General features: G+C 44.8%; 10 protein-coding genes and 2 pseudogenes. All 12 read right to left on the reverse strand.

All coding sequences use genetic code 11. The features are described from left to right. Positions 1 to 140 precede the first annotated feature (140 nt). The gene (locus tag E0496_RS36570) at positions 141 to 5,183 is read right to left on the reverse strand and encodes a sugar-binding protein (RefSeq protein ID WP_161601478.1); all 5,043 of its coding nucleotides are present in this window, start codon (positions 5,181 to 5,183) and stop codon (positions 141 to 143) included. Between the two features lie 326 nt (positions 5,184 to 5,509). Next, on the reverse strand, positions 5,510 to 6,247 hold the full coding sequence (locus E0496_RS18650; protein ID WP_241674865.1) for a carbohydrate ABC transporter permease: 738 nt from the start codon (positions 6,245 to 6,247) through the stop codon (positions 5,510 to 5,512). Between the two features lie 91 nt (positions 6,248 to 6,338). Beyond that, positions 6,339 to 7,223: a carbohydrate ABC transporter permease gene (locus E0496_RS18655; protein WP_141503257.1), complete on the reverse strand. Its 885-nt coding sequence runs from the start codon at positions 7,221 to 7,223 to the stop codon at positions 6,339 to 6,341. 77 nt (positions 7,224 to 7,300) lie between these two features. Next, complete coding sequence (locus E0496_RS18660) at positions 7,301 to 8,668, reverse strand: ABC transporter substrate-binding protein (protein ID WP_141503259.1); 1,368 nt, start codon at positions 8,666 to 8,668, stop codon at positions 7,301 to 7,303. Between the two features lie 202 nt (positions 8,669 to 8,870). Next, positions 8,871 to 10,478 carry a response regulator gene (locus E0496_RS18665; RefSeq protein ID WP_141503262.1) on the reverse strand — a complete coding sequence of 536 codons (1,608 nt, stop codon included), beginning with the start codon at positions 10,476 to 10,478 and terminating at the stop codon, positions 8,871 to 8,873. A gap of 75 nt (positions 10,479 to 10,553) precedes the next feature. Beyond that, a complete protein-coding gene (locus E0496_RS18670) occupies positions 10,554 to 12,377 on the reverse strand; it encodes a cache domain-containing sensor histidine kinase (protein ID WP_241674866.1) in 1,824 nt (607 codons plus the stop codon). A 308-nt stretch (positions 12,378 to 12,685) separates the two neighbouring features. After that, positions 12,686 to 12,855 (reverse strand): annotated as a pseudogene (locus tag E0496_RS18675) (sigma factor); the annotation flags it as partial. A 194-nt stretch (positions 12,856 to 13,049) separates the two neighbouring features. Beyond that, the gene (locus E0496_RS18680) at positions 13,050 to 13,742 is read right to left on the reverse strand and encodes a DUF4367 domain-containing protein (protein WP_141503265.1); all 693 of its coding nucleotides are present in this window, start codon (positions 13,740 to 13,742) and stop codon (positions 13,050 to 13,052) included. Then, entirely contained in the window at positions 13,723 to 14,286 is a 564-nt protein-coding gene (locus E0496_RS18685; protein WP_241674867.1) for an RNA polymerase sigma factor, read from the reverse strand. Before E0496_RS18685 ends, E0496_RS18680 begins: the two co-directional genes overlap by 20 nt. 269 nt (positions 14,287 to 14,555) lie before the next feature. Further along, positions 14,556 to 15,443: a hypothetical protein gene (locus E0496_RS18690; protein WP_141503267.1), complete on the reverse strand. Its 888-nt coding sequence runs from the start codon at positions 15,441 to 15,443 to the stop codon at positions 14,556 to 14,558. A gap of 609 nt (positions 15,444 to 16,052) precedes the next feature. Continuing rightward, positions 16,053 to 16,454: a hypothetical protein gene (locus E0496_RS18695; RefSeq protein WP_141503269.1), complete on the reverse strand. Its 402-nt coding sequence runs from the start codon at positions 16,452 to 16,454 to the stop codon at positions 16,053 to 16,055. A gap of 611 nt (positions 16,455 to 17,065) precedes the next feature. Beyond that, positions 17,066 to 17,437, reverse strand: a pseudogene (locus E0496_RS18700) (sigma factor); the annotation flags it as partial. Positions 17,438 to 17,489 lie beyond the last annotated feature (52 nt).

The raw sequence follows: 17,489 nt of genomic DNA on the forward strand, positions 1-17,489 counted from the left end.
ATATTTGCGATTCATAACTTCTCGCTCTGTTGTAATTGACATTCCGTACATCTATTTATCAAATATAAAGCCAAAAATAAAGAAAGGGCGGCTCAGAGTTACTTCAACTAAGGCCACCAATTCTTTATTTTTACACGTAATTAATTCAAAATTTTACGAGCCAGAATCGAGATATCAACGATGTCAATATGACCGTCGCCATTCAAATCCAACTTTCTGTACTCATTCCAATTTGAATCTTGATCATTTTTACCATAAGCCGAAGCCACAATCGCAAGGTCACCAACACTTACTCTATTGTCGTTATTGTAATCTCCTTCGATTGCTTTAATCCTTGAATCAATAAAGCTTTGCAGAGCCGCGTGCAATTTCATGATCGCCTCTTCAATTTCAGCCTGGCTTATTCCCTGAGTCGACGCAACCACTTTGGCTCTTTCTATTGCTGCCTGCAGAGTTGCTTTAGAGCCTGATGGATACTGGCCAGGATATACGCCTTCAATGGCTGCATCGTGCGCGCCTTGCACTTCCGCAATTAGAAGCAGCAAGCCCGACTTATCCAGCTTATTAATGTTGACGGTGTGAGTTGCACCAGCCCAATCTGTCTCTTGGCCCGCGCTATTAGCAACCGTTAACTTAGTAACACGAATGGATGCGATCTGAGAATGATCCGTTGCAACAGCTTTAAACTTAAGCTTAATCAGTCCGTTTGTCATATTCGTATTTCCAATAGAAGTCGCTATGATTCTAAGCTTGCCATCCGTATTCATTTCACCGACTAGTTTAAAATCTTGCTGGAGCGATTCCATTGATCCAAATTCCAGCTTATCCGCATCATAATCAATCGTAATATCTAGCGCTTTGATATCTGTTCCAGAATGCTCCAAACTGAATTCAATATCAACGTTTTTCCCGCCTTCAACTGTCTCCGCTCCACTTAGCAACGCGCCTTCTTGACCGCTGATTGAGATCAGCGCGCTGCCGCTCATACCGGACCCGCTGGCTATCGCCGTTACTTTCACGACGCCGTTCTTTTTGGCCGACAGCAATCCTGTTTCGCTAATGATTGCCGCATTTGTCTCCGATCCGTCTTCTGCGGTCACCGACCATACGACGGGCACTCCCGCCAACATTTGCAGCGTGCCGTCTTTTGTCGTGATGGACGTCGCTCCGGCCGCTCCAGAGACTGCCAGTTTAGACTCCTTCACCAGTGTAATCACACCCCATTGTGAGCCGTTAGCATAAGACTGTCCGGTTGCATCGTGCCACATGATAATGTCCTGACGGCCACCAGCTGCTTTCGCGTCATTGATCTGCAAATCAAATCCAATGACATAATCAACCTTAGGAACACCAGCTTTAAAGGGGATCTTAGTTTCAATATAATAACCGCCATCCACGACTTTGGCAAAAGACTCAACTCCTGCACTGACACTGTCTGGATTAAAGCTTTTCTCATTCAGATAGTTGATCCGGTATTGTCCCATGCCTGTGCCGTAGGAGGTTTGCTTACTGTTGGTCTCATCCACAAAGATCTCGACCGAGTCCTTCTCATGCGCGCTGCTGCTGCTGCTGTCCAGCACAGGGTCTTTTACACGCACCAGAACATACAGATTAGTATCGTCCCATAGCACTTTAGCGAAGCCGTCCGTCGGACCGTTCACCATAGTCAGATGCTTAAGAATCGGCAGTGTAACGGTCGTATTCCAGCGTGGGTCGAGCTCGGAACCGCCAAGAACAGGCGTACCGTAAGCAGCAGTCCCAACTCCGCTTGGTAACAGTTGAAGCGTTTTGATCGCGTTACGAAGCGCGTAATAGGAATGGTCCGCTGCTGCCTGCCCGATCTCACCATTTGAGGCGGCAGTTTTGGCTTCACTTAATGCGGTTGCAAAAACGTTCCAGGAATGGCTTGTATAAATCGTAACGTCCTTGTTGTTGGCAGCCTCAATCAAGGCGGTCAGCAGGGTTTTGTCGACTGCTGGGTTGACAGGCGTCGTATCGCTAACCACAACACTTGCGTGCGACTGACTTAGTACCTCTCCGTCTTCCGCCAATACATAAATAATGTATGGACCGGGTACCTTAGGCGCGGACATGCCGAGCACATCGCCGGAGGCCACTGTTTCATCGTCGCCTCCATCAAAATGTCCGCCGCTTGACGAGGAAATCCATATTTTTTTTGTCGCGTCGTCCAAATCGTACACAAACCTGACTGTCCCGCCCGGGGCAACGGACACGTCAGCCGGGAGCAGCTTATTGGCTACCGATACTGTAGTCGTAAAGTTAATGGTTATTGCAGGCATCGAAGTGCTGCCTACCAAGGTCCAGCTTCCTGCAGTACGGATTTCGTACCCATCCGACACGGATTTTCCGTTAAGCGTAAAGGAGTATTCATCGCTCAAAGTCAGTTTAAGAGGCCGTACCGCTGAAACTTCGTAGCTTTTCCCATTTTCCACATTGGTTGCCGACTCACTCGTGTCGACGTATGCCGTATGCTTGGAAATGGCGGTTTTTCTGCCGTCTCCGTATACGATATATAGTTTGTATTGTCCTGCGGCAGATGGAGTGTTGATCGACTTTGCGTTGCCGGCAGCTTTTGTCATTGTAATGCCTTCTTTAAAAACCGTTGTGTTCGCGGGCGCAAGCCAAACCGTGTCTTCAGCTTTTAGCAGACCCCTGCGGCTCACCTTTTCACCGCCTACACCCACGATAACGTTGGAAGCCAGCTCAAACTCGGTATCGGCAATGAGGCTTCTTGGGATCATATGAGTGTATTCGTTGGTAAGGCCCGAATTCAAAACGATTTCGTTGCCCTTAACCGGCCAAATGCGGGCTTCGCTTTTGAAATTGTCATAAGTAATTCTAGGGCCGCCATTCTGGTTGTTATTCCCGTCCACGTAACCTTCGACGGCAATCATATCGCTTTTGCGTTTCCAGTTGTTAAACTCATAAAGGCGGCTCTGTCCAACGGCATGGGAGAGCTTTGACTGTACAACGTTTCCTATCATCTTGATGAACGTGCTGCCTTCGTCGGGGTGGAACCCGTTCGTCCAGTTGTTGGAGGTCGTGGGCTTGCCCGTTGGATTCGGGTCAAGAAAGTTGTAGTTCATCTCGGTGAAATTCGTCCAGTTGTCAGAATGCCAGTTACTTTTCTTGTCGGTGACGGGATTATTGGTCAAAGTGTTGATGGTATCCCATGTTCCTCCGCCCGGCAAATTACCCGGATCGCCCTGCCTCCCCAGTGAGTAAATGGCTCCGGAATCGTTAACTATCGTACAAATTTCCTCTACCCGGTTATAGTTTATTTTGTTGCTCCTAGAGGTCGTAGAGAGCACTGGAGACCTCGCGATACTCGTTTCATGCGTACCATGGTAAGGACCGCCGGTCTTGTTGGTCCCTTGGGTAGTAAAGCCGAACCCATCATATTCGTCCCAGCCCCAGCCGATGCTCATAGCGCCGTAAGTAGAGTCATAAAAGTAGTTGTGCAGTACCTGCATGTTCGTTGTGTAGAAAGAGGTTAGGGAGTTGGCTCCCGGGAATCCATAGCAGTTCCTATACAAAAAGTTATTTGTAATATAAATATTTTCCGGCACGGCTTCCGTACCTGTCTTAAATTTCTCCTTATCAACGCCAGCCCAGTTCCTTATTGGCGTTCCAGAGACCAAAACACTAGATTCATGCTTAATCGGCTCATCATTTTCATAGATATGATGCGGATGTCCGATTACAACGCCGGAAGCGAGCGTATCTGCGATATAGTTGCCTGTGACTTCGATATCCTTGACATCGTTTTCCACATGGATGCCATTAAATCCGGTAAGCCCGATCTCGCCGTTAAGCACTTTAATGTTTCTCGCCGCGTTGATCATTACCGCTGCCGGCGGTATGTCATACCCTCGGTAGAAAGTCTCATGCCAGTTAATGCTGCTGGGGAAATAAACGGTGTTCACGATAGAGCCCTGAACGGACGCGAAGCCGCGGGAACTGGTCGTTACCGGACCGGATCCATCGCTAAGTGTATAGGTGCCCGTCAGTTCATACAGTTTGTAGTCGGTATGGGCAAACTTCAGCCCATTGAAGGTTATGTTTTTGACACGTCCATCATCCGAGCCCTCCACAGGCTTCAACCGATCTCCTACAGGGATCCCTCTTATATCGAGGACCTTCTCAAGCCTTGGAATGACCACGTCGGCGGTATTGATATCCTCGCCTACAAGCGGGATGTAATAAAGCGTGCTTTCCGCCTGGTCGAAATAGAAATCTCCGCGTTTATTGAAGAATTCGAAAGCGTTGCGGATGACTTGATTGTTACCTGGATTGTATTGCGTGTTATTACTCAAAGACTGCGAAATCGCCCCATACGGCATCTGAAACCGAAGCATGACACCGCCGGGCTTGTTGCTGGCTGCCGGCGCCTGTTCGATCGACGCGAAGGTGACAAAAGGCCTCGACCATCTGGCGGTAGAGCCGCCCATGCTTTCGGCTTCGATGTTTTGGGGATTTTTCGTTGCCGTCGTCAGACCTACGTTGGCATCAAATACGATAGCCGCCCGGATGTTGCTGCCATTCTGCCACGCCCAAGGGTTATTGGCAGAGGTAAAGCTAGCTGTAGGTGTGCCGTTGACGGTTCTGTTGGCCGAAACGATTTGCGAGCTCAGCGTCATGTTGGCGATCTTATCGTTTACATAGATTGCACGCAACTTATCGCTCCGTTTAAGGGTCGTTTTATATGCCGTTAAGCCGCCAGTCTGGGTAAGGCCAACAGCTTCTGTCCATACGCCTTTTTCCAGCATTTCACCTGCGCTGATTACCGGCTTCGCCCCCGGCGCAGCCTCATAGCGAATCGTGCTGCTTGCACTTCCAGAATCATCCTTGTTAAAAACGAGGGTTTCATCAAGCGAATAATATCCATCCGCAATTTGAACGACAATATCACCGCCGGTCTTAGGCAGAGTTCTGACTACTGCTTTTGCCTTGGCAAGTGTTTTGTACGGCTTTTCTTGTGATCCGTCACCTGTGTTATCGTTGCCATTTGTAGCAACATAGATCGTTGCACTTGGCGCACTGCTAGCTGCGGTTGTACCTGGCGCACTGTCAGCGGCGACTACCGACCCTAAAAATGGTAGCATAGAAAATACCATTGTCAAAGTCATCATCCAAATGAATGCTCTTTTTCTCACTTTCATAAAACCTCCTTGGATATGAGTAAAATCATGTGCGGATTCCGAACTTTATTTCATCCCCCCCTGCATGACCGTCCTTTGTTCCTGGAGCAGGATTCTGGCTGCTAGCCTTTACATTGCCTTTGACTGAGCAGTTCTATTTCCAAAAATGGAAGCGCTGTCAATCAATGCTTTTATAATACCAGTCTGTCCGAATATTCCCAGAGACTATTATTGGGCCGCAAGGAAAATTCTCGGGACAATAGAGAAAGATAGAGCACTATGAAAACCTGAATATACGAAGAAAAGACACCTTATCAGGTGTCCGTCCCTTCTCCACTTTTCATTCCTCATTTCAGAATAGCGCCTGCAGTCAATGCATTTTCAATCTTTTCATTGCCTATTAAATAAACGATGATCATAGGCAAGCTGGACAGCAGCATACTCGCGCCGATGAGCCCCCAATCCGTAACTCCCACATTGATAAAGAATCCAAGCAACCCGACCGTAAGTGGCCGGAATTGATCCTTGGAAGCAATAATAAAAGCAAGGGGAAATTCGTTCCAGATTCGAATGAATATAAGAACGCATTGCGTCACGAGCGCTGGCATCACGATTGGAAATATGATTTTAATATACGTTTGATAGACATTCGCTCCATCTATGCATGCCGCTTCTTCCAGCTCCTTAGGCAAAGAACGAAGAAAGGCATACAGCATCAGTACGCAGGATGCGATGGCGAAGCCGGAATAAGGCAAGATAAGACCCAAATGACTATTTTTGATTTGCATCCACTTCACCAGCTGGAATAAAGGAATAACGACTACTTCGATCGGAACAATTAGACCCATGGATACATAAAACAGCATCACCGTATTGAATTTCCATTGCATACGGCTGAGGCAATATGCAAGCATGCTGCCCGTTGCCAGCGTAATAACGATTGTGCCTGTGGTATAAATCACGCTGTTCTCGAAATACGTATAGAAATGATATTTGGACAGCGCTTCGCTGAAGTTCAGCCAGTCCCAGGATGTCGGTAACCCAAAAGGATTGTCGTAAGCTTCGCTTTTGGACTTTAACGACATCGTTACCATCCAGTACAAGGGAAACAGAAACGTGCATCCCACGGCTACCCAAAACACTCGACTTAATAGTTTCAGAAAGCTCCCCTCCAGCTTAAAACTCCAGTTTTTCTCTGGCAACGTACCTTTGAATGACAAAGGAGATCAAAAGGCATTCCAGAATAAAAATAACGGCGATCGCAGTACCTTTGCCAAATTCGGAAGTATCAAATGCCGTATAATACATCTGGTAGATGACCGTCCTGGATAGATCTCCCGGGCCTCCTGCCGTCATGACTCGTACATGCGAATAAAATGCCATAGAGCCTAATGTAGACAGAATAAGTACGTATTTGATTACATTCTGCAGCAAGGGGATCGTAATTCGTAAGCAAACTTGAATATAATTAGCTCCGTCGATCAATGCCGCTTCATAATAACTCTTGGGTATGGTCTTGATTCCTGTATAAAACAGCAACGCGTTCAGTCCAATATATTGCCACAGGAATGTCACTCCGATGCTGGGCATTACCGTTTTCTTTTCTGTCAACCACGAATGCGTCCATGAGCTGAGCCCTAACGAATGGAGAATCTCGTTAAATAAACCCCAATTTGGTTCGTAGAACGCCAGCCAAATCTGGGCAACAACCGTAACCGACAAGATAGCGGGGAACATCGCCACCGTCTTGAAAAATCGACGAAACTTTGGTGTTTGAGCATCTATAAAAAGCGAAAGCATCATGGATAGGGGCAGCCCCAGCAATAAGGAGATGGCTACAATGAGATACGTATTCTTATGAGCGGTCCAAAAGGATGGCGATGCCATGACTTCTTTGTAATTATTTAAACCAACAAAACCCAAGTTTTTAAATCCGTCATGCTTATGCAAGCTCATCCAAATCTCAGGCAGCAACGGGTATACGCAAAATAAAGTAAACAGCAGCAATGCTGGGAAAGCAAACACAAATATGGACACTTTGGTACTAAAGTACTTGTTCATCGCTCTCTCCACCATTTAAGTTGTGTCTAAACCCCCTTGGATCAAATCCGAAGGGGATTTAGCTGTTATTGCATCTTTTACTTGTCAAACCACGTATTTTCGCTCCAGATCTTGTTCATCGCCACATTAAAATCATCAGCTGCGTACTCGCCCGTTAATAAATTCGCACCTTGCGTAGATATTTCGGCAGACGTCCTTGCATCTAGCGAATTAAGAGCAAATGACGCGATTTTATTAGGAATCGGATTGTACCAGTCAACGAACTTCTGCATAAGCGGGCTCCTATCCATTGCTTGGTTACCTGTCTGCAAAGATATAGGAGCACCGGTAGATTCGAAGTATAACGCATCCGCCATGGCTAGAAATTCGGCAAGCTTGACGGCCTCTTCCGGGTTCTTGGTTTTGCCGTTTACCGCATAACCATTAATCGGAGAACCCCAGAACTGTACGTTTTCTGTAGGGCTATACTTATCGCTGGCACTTGGAAATGGGAAGAAATCAACCGTTTCATCTTTGGCGAGATTTGGCAGCTCCCAAGTAAACATCCATAACATAGCCGCTTTTTTAGACGTAAACATTTCCATGGCCGGACCATAATCTATATTGGCAATACCGTCTGGGAACACGCCTTCTTTAACTAGCGTTTCGATGCGAGCTGCTCCTTCCTTGACCGATGGATTGTTAAAGTCCGTTTTGTTGCTGACAAGGTCTGCCATCGCCTGCGGATCTCCGATTTGAATCATTTGCTGAAGCATAAAGAGTTTCGGTCCCCACCCGTCCTTGCCGGGAGTCACAGCCGGTATCATGCCTTTGCTCTTGAGCGTCTTCGAGATTTGAATCAGCTCATCGAACGTCGTTGGCACTTGAACCCCGGCTTCCTCAAACATATCTTTATGATAGAAGATGACAGGGGTGAAATACGTGTCCGCTCCGGAAGACAAGCTGTAGATCCCGTTATCGACATGCTTTAACGCATCCGGCACCGCGTATTTGTCCAAGAAGCCGTCTTTGGAAATATAAGGTGTCAGATCCAGGATGCTGCCTGTGCTCTTTAGCGGCGTAAAGTAGCCCGCATCATTCCAGAATACGTCTGGCATATCCCCAGATGCATTTAACGTCTTCAATTTGTTTGCCATGTCCTCGCCGCCGCCGCCGGGCTCAAACTCGACTTCAAGATTAGGAAGCGCTGAAGCAATATTCGGTTTAATAAATTTTTCCATAATGTTGTTGCGATTCTCATCCGTCGTAAGCGTTATGACTCTCATCTTAATTTTTTTGCTGTCCGTCTCCGTCGTATTCTTATTATCCTCCTTGCTTGTTGCCGAGGGCGATGGATTGTCCGACGGCTCGTTGGATTTGGTTTCATTCCCACTGCTGCATGCTGATGAAACCAGTAAAGTACTTGCCATAAGTAACATAGCTGCTGCCTTTGACTTCGTTTTCATTGTTTACCTCCCCTATTTGTCAAAGCGGATATCGGATTGATTTTAGATGTTGAAAGCGGTATCAACCTTGAGTTAATTTTACGAATCTTCCCAAATTTAGTACAGAGATTATTCTCGGACCAGCAGTAAAATTATCGGCAAAAAAATAGACGTTAGAGGCAAAGTTTTCACTTTTCCCCTAACGTCTGCAATGAAGTATAGGCTATCGGATTTGATTCACATATTTGCTAGGCGTGATTCCCATATATTTTTTGAAGCATTTGCTGAAATAGTTGGCGTCCGCATATCCCACCTGGTTCGATACGTTTTGGATAACCTTCTCTCCCTGATCAAAAAGCTCTTTTGCTTTAATCATCCGTATTTCGGTCAGGTAGTCATTGATCGTAAGGGTCGTTTCTTTCTTAAATACGAAGCAAAGATGATTGTAATTCATATGAACGCTCTTGGCGATATCTTCGATTCGCAGTTCTTCGTTGCCGTAATGCCTCAAAATATACGATTTGACCTCCTCGATAACTTTGACGGCTCTATTGGGTTTGCGACTATGCACATGATCCATGGCCTTTAAAATTAAAGCACGTATCCAGTCCTCCAACTCATTGAAGGTTTTCAACCGCTGAACATGTTGGATCATATCGGGTTGTGTCGTATTTCGGAAGACATCTTCAAAGCTTTGCGACGTTTCGGCCAAAAACTCCAGGCATGTGGATACAATTTCGATTCCGGCGAGAAGCAGCATTTCCATAGACGCTTTTTGGACGCGAGTATCATGAAAAAAACGCGAGAGCCATTCTTCCGTCTCGGATATGTTCCCGATTCGCATGAACATCAGCAAGCCGCTTCTTTTTTCCACCGAGAACAATCCGACCTTCATCCCGGTTTCCGCAATCAAGGAATGTGCGAACACCTTGTTGCCACCCCATACAAACCGTTGCTTCAAGGCGATTAATGCTTCCTTATATGAAACCGAAATAGACTCAACCGTTTCGCAGCCGTTCCCTAAGCCGATCGTTACCGTACAGGCTAAATCGTTTTCTACGTTCCATCGAATCCGTTTGCAAATCGTTTCCAGCTTGTTGAAGGCACCGTCAGGAGATCCTATGATCAGAACCAGACGAGCATCATAATCATGACAGCTGACACACTGAAAAGCGCTTTGCAAATCATTTTGGGCGATTTCCTGTACCTTGGCTTTGCGAATTAGCATATCCTCCTCATGATTCCTCTCATCGCTTGAATCCAGGTCGACGACGATCGCCAGGTAATGCAACCCTTCCAACTTTATCCCCAAATCATTTAATCGATCCCGTTCGGTACTGGATCTAGAGATAACGTTGCCTTGCAGCCAACCGTTCAGCACTTGCTCCTTCATGACAGACAAGCCTTCACTCGCCTGTTTTCTTAAATCGTCCAATTCTAGCTTACCCAGACGCTCCGTTCGTATCAGTTCCTTTATATCTAGTAAAGAGCTTTGGAGCTCTTCTTCGTTAATAGGTTTCAGCACGTAATTAAAAACGCCTAATTGCACGGCCTGTCTGGCATATACGAATTCGCTATGGCCTGACAACACCAGAAATTTTGTTCTCCGGTCGCGCTCCTTGGCTTTGTGTATAAACTCCAATCCATCCATAATTGGCATATTCATATCGACCAGCACGACATCAGGCTCTACCTCGGTCATCAGCTCCAACGCATCCGCCCCGTTTTTTGCTTCCCCCGCGATTTGAAAGCCCAACTCCCTCCATGGCAGCGAAATCTTCAAAGCTTGCCTGAAGTAATATTCATCATCGACGATAAGAACTTTGTACATGATCTTTCCTCCTATTCTATTCCATCCTTAACTTGTGGATAATAGAAATGCCAGCCTCATGGATGCGAGCAGGAGCTAATGATGACGAAGAGGCAGTACAATTATAATTTTTGTATAAACGCCGTATTCGCTTTCAACTTGCAGTCCGTATCTGTCCCCGTACAGCATTCGAATTCGATTAGAAACGCTTCTAATCCCAAATCCGCCAGCTTCATCAAAAACGCTGGATCCTGTCATTATCGCAGTGGTTTGATTCTTGTGCATACCAGCGCCGTTATCGTAAATTTCAATTTCCACGTTGTTGCCGCTACGCCTTCCTGTAATGCGTATGATTCCTTTTTCCTTTTTGAGCTTCAATCCGTGATAAATAGCATTCTCCACGATAGGCTGCAGTGTTAACTTCGGTATCGAATAGGTCATAATTTCATTGTCAATTTCCATCGTATACTCCATATACTCCACATAACGCAGCTGCTGAATTTCCAAATAGCTTTCCGTCAAACGCATCTCTTCACCTATCGATATGATATCGTTACCATTGCTTAACGAGATCTTATAGAAATTCGCCATGTATTGGGATGCCTGTATGGCTTGCTTCCCTAAGCCCAGCTTAATAAGCGAAATAATGGTTTCAACCGTATTGTACAAAAAATGAGGCTTCACTTGGGATTGCAGCAATTTAAATTCAATCTCGGCTTTTGTCCTTTGTTTCTCGACGTTTTCGGCCATAAGTGCCTCAATGCGATCCATTAAGTTATTGAAGCCCTCGCTTAAATATCCGATCTCATCTTTGGATTGGTAAGCGCTTCTGACTTGCATCTTTCCCGTCCGGATTTCTCTCATGGTCTTGGCAAGCTGGAAGATGGAACGAGTGATCGACCGGGACAATAGGAAGGACACAATTAATGCGAGTAGCAAGCATGCTGCGCCGATCCCGAGAATCAATTGATTGATTTCTTTCCGATCCGAAGAAATTTCATTCACAGGGATAGCGCTTACAATTGTCCATTTCAACGGTTCGAAGTGATGGGTAAATATCAACATTTCTTCACTTCCGCTGCCCTGGGTAAATGTTGTATCTTTACCATTCTCGGGAATGTTTATGGAGACGGCTTCCTTGAAATCCCGGTATAACATAGCTTTATTCTGTGCGGAAATAATTCGGCCGGCGGAATCGACGATATAAAATTCGCCGCCCTTGGTTTTCCCTTCCTCGTAAATCGAGGCAATCGTCGTTTCTTTCACGTACAAAAAAATTCTGCCTATCGTTTTACCTGTATCTTTGTGAATGACCGTTTTGGAAACCGCAAATACGTTGTCTTCACCTTCATATATGAATCCAAACTTGATCAAGCCTGTCCAAGTAGGTAAATAGAAACGATCTTCCACTCCATAACCGTCGCCGAATATGCGCGACGCATAAGCGTTATCGGCAAACCCGACGTCCACCCAGTGATGATTCGAGGTGAGGATGCTTACCGCTTTAATTTTAGTGTTAGGCTCTACAATATTGCTAATCGTCTCTGAAAGGGTTTTTTTCATTGAAAGATTATTTAAACCTTCAACCGGCTTGCTTGCATAGAACTCATTATTTAATAATAAATCGTTATAAAGCACGTTCTGCAATCGATAATCGCTGGCCAGAATTTTTGAATAATCTTCAATTGTAGATACCAAGGTTTGAAGGTTGTTTTTGATGAGCACAAGTTCTCGAGATGAATTATTAATCTCTTTCTCAATAATGGCCTTCTGTGAAATCGTGTTGGCGAAGTACGACTGAGTGGAAATAAATACGACAATGATTAATAAATTCGCTATGAATATTTTGTTTTTAATGGAAATCCCGCCTATATACTTCGAGAAACCTATCATAGCGCGATTACTTCCTTTCTCTTCCATACGTCAAAAATTTTGTGGGAACCCTGATTATGAGAGTAGGTTAATCTGAAGGGTGTGGAGAGAACGCCTTTATGTATAAGATATTTATGTGGGGGATTACTTTTAAGGATAGCATAGGTTTAATAAGTGTCAATTACATTGCTTGCGCTTGACGGAATCCCAGACTAAAAGGTGCAGTTAGGTCCGCAGCATATGCAGGCATTTCTCCATAGAAAGTATTCTTTAAATCAAATACATTTGGTTTACTCTCTAAAAACTACTCTTTTCGGGAAACCAATCAAAACCGCGGCTATCATTCAAATCTAAGACATTTCATTCTCAATACAACGAGCCGCAAACGTTGCGAACTTCGTGCTTTTTCCCGTTTGGAAGCTCACGATCACTTTGATGAATTCAATCGCGCCGATGGAGATTAGATCCTCTAAATCTTCCCGGTATTGTCGAATTTCTTGACGTTGTAGACACAACCCAATGTAATTAATTCATTACAGTCTCATCGCTACCAGCGATAGGAATAGGTTAGGATTTAATATGTTGATGTAGAATAATTCCTTAAGGGCAATCTACGGAGCCAAAGACTAATAATACCCTCCAATAAATCCTTTACTGACGAAAAAACCCACCTCGACGGGTGGGCGTTCAATTCATTCACGATATACATGCATCAACTCATTAAGGCTCCACCGATTCGGCTACCTTCATGGCCTCATCGCCCGAAATCGGACCGGACACGCCATACTGTATGCCGTCAACCACCCAGAACAGCTCCGTGAACTCCGCTTGCTCGAAAATTAAGCCGTCCGCTCCGCCCACTTTGGTCTGTGTGAACAGGTCCGTCGGGGATGCCGTCAGCATGCGACTCGCGCTGAAAGTCACCGTCTTATCACCCGAGCCGTATGTGAAGTTCAAATCTCTAAGCGGTTGGTCCTTCATTCCCACGCCGACGATCTCAGCCAGCTTGAAGCCTTCCGGGGCAATTTGAGGAACAAGCACACCGGAACCGAAAGCTGTTTTCGCTGCCTCCGTCGTTCCGAATGGAGTTGTAATCAATTGGGACAACTCCGAACCTGTGGCTCCTCCGTTTCCGGGCAGTACGATTCCCGACGAATGATCCGTTGGCGTCGGTACTGCAGCGGGCTCTTGCAACATCGGCAATCCTGTCACTATGACGACTGCTGCGACCAACGCTGCCGCTCCTGCAATCCAGGCTTTCGGAAGAACGAATCGGCGGCGGCTTCTCTGCTCCGCGGCGGCTTGTTTCCTGATCTTCTGTTTAACGCTATCGCTCAATTCCATTTTAGAGAACAACATATCATCCGACTCCTTTTGTAAATGTTGTCGTAAATTACGCTCTATGTCCGTCATCGGTAATCTCCTCCTTGCGCATTTCCCGAGCCAACGCCTCGCGCGCCCGGTGCAGTCTGTTTCTCACCGTACCCTCGGGCGACGACGTCGCTTTAGCAATTTCCCGTGTGTCCAAGTCCAGATAATAATATAAATACAAAGCCTCCTGATACGGCAGAGGCAGACGCAGCATATGCCGCAAAATCTCGCTTTTCTGCAATCTTTTAAGCGCTTCTTCTTCCACGTTGAATGTCCGTCCCTGCTCCATCTTGCTTGGATCGGTTGGCTGTTCTGTAAACATCCGCACGCCCATCTTGTCCCGGCAAACGTTGATGGCGATCGTCGTCAACCAGGTTTTAACCGAGCTATCTCCACGAAATGAGTTCCAGTTGCGATAAGCGCGAAGAAATACCTCCTGACTGATATCCTCGGCAAAATGCCGATCGCCAGTATAAAAATAAGCGGTGCGCATGACCGTTGAGCCATAGCTATCCATCAGCTTCTCTAGAGCCTGAGAGGAATCTTTCGAGAAATTTTCCTTGTTATTCGAGCCGGCCGGCTTCACTGAATTATCACCTCCACCTTATTAGACGGCCTGAGCGCATTTTTCGCTGCACTGCGTTTTAAATCTGACAGTCCATTAAAGATTTTGTGAATTTGAGCTTAAGTCCCCTTACTCCTTCTAACATGAAATCAAACGATGAAAAGCCACATGAACAGTATGCCTGTTGATGTGGCTTTTCGACTTCATCTTCGGTTTAAAAGTTACATCTCTTCATAAGATTACTTCATCCACAATCAATAGCTTATCCTCGTTTACCCTCACGATTCTTTTTACATATGTTTTTCCGCATAAAAATGCCATATCCAATCAGATATAACATTATCATTATAATCCCTTAACATGTATGAATCCTCAAAACTTTCATTTTGTATTCCATGTAACTGAAGAATAGAGTCATAGTATATCGACATTTGTTCTGAACTCTGACTATCTTGAAGTAACCTATCGCTCATTTCTTTTTCATATATACCGTTTATATAAAGATAACTAACTATTTCTAGTAAAGCATAACGCTCTCTCTCACCACAAAATTCAAATCGAAAGTCTTCCAAATTATAAATCATATTAGTAATATTTATATATATTGACTCGTCCATCCCATATTTCAAGTATAATGCATATAAGAGGTATACTGAATCTGAATATGTGGAAATAACCATATCTTCAGGAGATTGCATAAGTAATACTTCCTTATCTTTTTCAGGAGACGCCATTTTTTTTCGACCCATTCCAGTATTCTTTCTCAGATATGAATCCAGTAAATTGTTATTAGAAACATCTATTTTAAAATTCAAAAGCAAAATTTCCCTCTTTTTGTGCTTAATTTTTATATCATCCAATCCACATAATAAACTGAAAGGCTTACACTTAGATTTGTTAGCTTTAACATCGTCATAATACACAAAATTATAGGCTTCACACTTATTAATGTGCAATTCGTTATCTGCATACTTGTTGTATTTCAGCAAACAAACACCCAATGACTTAGAATAACTTAGCAATCTTCTGTTTTTTGAATTATTGACTTCCTTACGGATTTCCTCTGCAAGATATCCTTCAAGTTCAGCTAATTTTAATTGCGGAAGCCTTTCTTTTCGGATTGAATATTCCCTATGTTGCCCATTAGAATTTTCACTGTCCTCTATTCTGAAAAGCATATTTCCCCCTCTGGATTTCCAATTACTATGACAATTCACGTAATTCTTTCATCAATAAGTTAGTGCTATCACAGTAAAAATCATATCCCATTCCAGTCGCATCCTATTTATAACATTCTCCAATTATTTTAACAGATTCCCCCCTTAATTAGTGCTATTTTACTTTAAAAATAGTAAGGAGACCTTGCACATGCATACGGCAAGAATCTCCTTCAATGTAAACTTGAGCAGTACTGTCACATCTCACTTCGAACCATCTATATTAGGTACTCTACCTGTGCGGAATGAGCAGTGTCAACGTAATTCATCGACGAGGGTTGCCCTGAAGCCGCTAGTTCACTGCCTTCAGGACACCCCTCTTACCGCTGATTTGATGTCACTCATTCGATCACTACGAGCTGATACAGCGTACGAATGAATTCGACCGCCGCTTGCGCTCATTTCGTGTACCCTTAAACCTACTTTTTCATTTGCTTCAGCCTGCTCAGAATAACCGTTACTGCTTCCACTAACGATTCTTCGCGCACTCCTCCTGTTTTATCGCCGCTTAAATCAAGCTTCTAATTGCCTGTATTATCATCCGTTCAATACTGTCGGTTATGCCCCATCTTACCTCAGTGAGGCATATTTGCTCGATCGCATGAACTCGCGATGGGCTTCCTGAATCGAGTTCGTACGCATCAGCAGCTCCTCGGAACCACTCTGCTTCAGTTGCCCGGCAATCTGCATCAGCTTAAAAGTTTTGTAATAGTTCGCATCTGCTTTGCTACGACTATGCTGCAATGCGTCCTCATACGCTTCGCGTTCCATCGAGAGGCTCTTTGCTTGATCATATAGACTCGGATCATATCGCTGTAAGTAGTCCATTTCGTCGGTGCGCAGCTTTTTGCCCAGCATGAGTATATTTCGAATAGATGCCAAATGCGACTGACCATTCGTCGCGCGTGCGTCCTTGAATTGCTGCATCGCTTTGAAATAATCACTGACCGGCTGCACAGATTTTACATTCACGCCATTACCCCCTAATTACAAATGTCGTCACATGCAACGATGCCTTGGTCCAAATATCTGTATGCATCTACTATCTCCCATGACAGCTAACTCTTCTTCGTCAAAAACCTACAAATATTACTTCTAATTTATCATGGTAGATTGAGTCGTATATGAAATGTAAAGAAATCTTTATGTTCGCGCTTGCAACACGCCATCGGCAACCAGCATATAGCCTGTCTCCTGTATCCTAACATTTCTCTCCGAATTAGAGTGGTCCGTTTCGTGGACCAGCCCAACCATCAGATAAACCATACGCTGAACAATCATCACACTGATGGGGGCCCTTAGCCACCACAAACACAGAAGCCCGAATGCTAAATACACTCGGGCTTAAATATACAGATAAATGCGGTTCCAAACTACTACTTCCTTAAGAGCGACACACAGCACTCTACATGTGTCGAGTATGTAACAGTAAAAACCCAAACGACATCTCTGCCATTTGGTTTCATTTATTGAAATAACATCTGGTTTCCCTATCACAAACAGTCAATAAAATCGGATGTTCTTTATGAGCTTAAACCAGTCTCAACGCTTCGCCTTATAAAACTCATGATAAAGTTTCATAAGCGGCCGATGACAACTTCCTTCTCCCGATTATCGAGTATATCCAAATTTTTATATATTTTGCTCTTCTCAATCTTGAACTGCACCTTATCCACGATATCATCAGCCTCAGTACCGAAGATATCGATCTACGTAATCTCATTGCCTTCCTTATCCGTGCCAATCGGATCATGCAGCGATACGTCCTTGCGCGTCTTTTTCAAAGAACGCAGATGCATAAGTATTTCGTTCTCAATACAGCCAGACGCGAACATCGCGAGCTTCGTGCCTTTCCCAGTCTGAAATCTCTCAATTGCTTTGTTTAATCCAATTGTGCCGATGGAGATCAAGTCCTCAAGATCCTCACCGGTATTGTCAAACTTTTTGACGTTGTGTACACAGCCTGATGTAAACCTATCACCAACAGACCTTTGCCATCAATGGAAA

Origin of the sequence: Paenibacillus luteus (genome assembly GCF_006542765.1) — a bacterium.
Classification (GTDB): Bacteria; Bacillota; Bacilli; order Paenibacillales; family Paenibacillaceae; genus Pristimantibacillus; species Pristimantibacillus luteus.

Excerpts from the sequence above, each read along its gene's own strand:
- E0496_RS18650 (WP_241674865.1), bottom strand. The coding sequence starts at position 6,247 with ATGTCGTTAAAGTCCAAAAGCGAAGCTTACGACAATCCTTTTGGGTTA.
- E0496_RS18665 (WP_141503262.1), bottom strand. The coding sequence starts at position 10,478 with ATGTACAAAGTTCTTATCGTCGATGATGAATATTACTTCAGGCAAGCT.
- E0496_RS36570 (WP_161601478.1), bottom strand. The coding sequence starts at position 5,183 with ATGAAAGTGAGAAAAAGAGCATTCATTTGGATGATGACTTTGACAATG.
- E0496_RS18680 (WP_141503265.1), bottom strand. The coding sequence starts at position 13,742 with ATGACGGACATAGAGCGTAATTTACGACAACATTTACAAAAGGAGTCG.
- E0496_RS18660 (WP_141503259.1), bottom strand. The coding sequence starts at position 8,668 with ATGAAAACGAAGTCAAAGGCAGCAGCTATGTTACTTATGGCAAGTACT.
- E0496_RS18655 (WP_141503257.1), bottom strand. The coding sequence starts at position 7,223 with ATGAACAAGTACTTTAGTACCAAAGTGTCCATATTTGTGTTTGCTTTC.
- E0496_RS18670 (WP_241674866.1), bottom strand. The coding sequence starts at position 12,377 with ATGGAAGAGAAAGGAAGTAATCGCGCTATGATAGGTTTCTCGAAGTAT.
- E0496_RS18690 (WP_141503267.1), bottom strand. The coding sequence starts at position 15,443 with ATGCTTTTCAGAATAGAGGACAGTGAAAATTCTAATGGGCAACATAGG.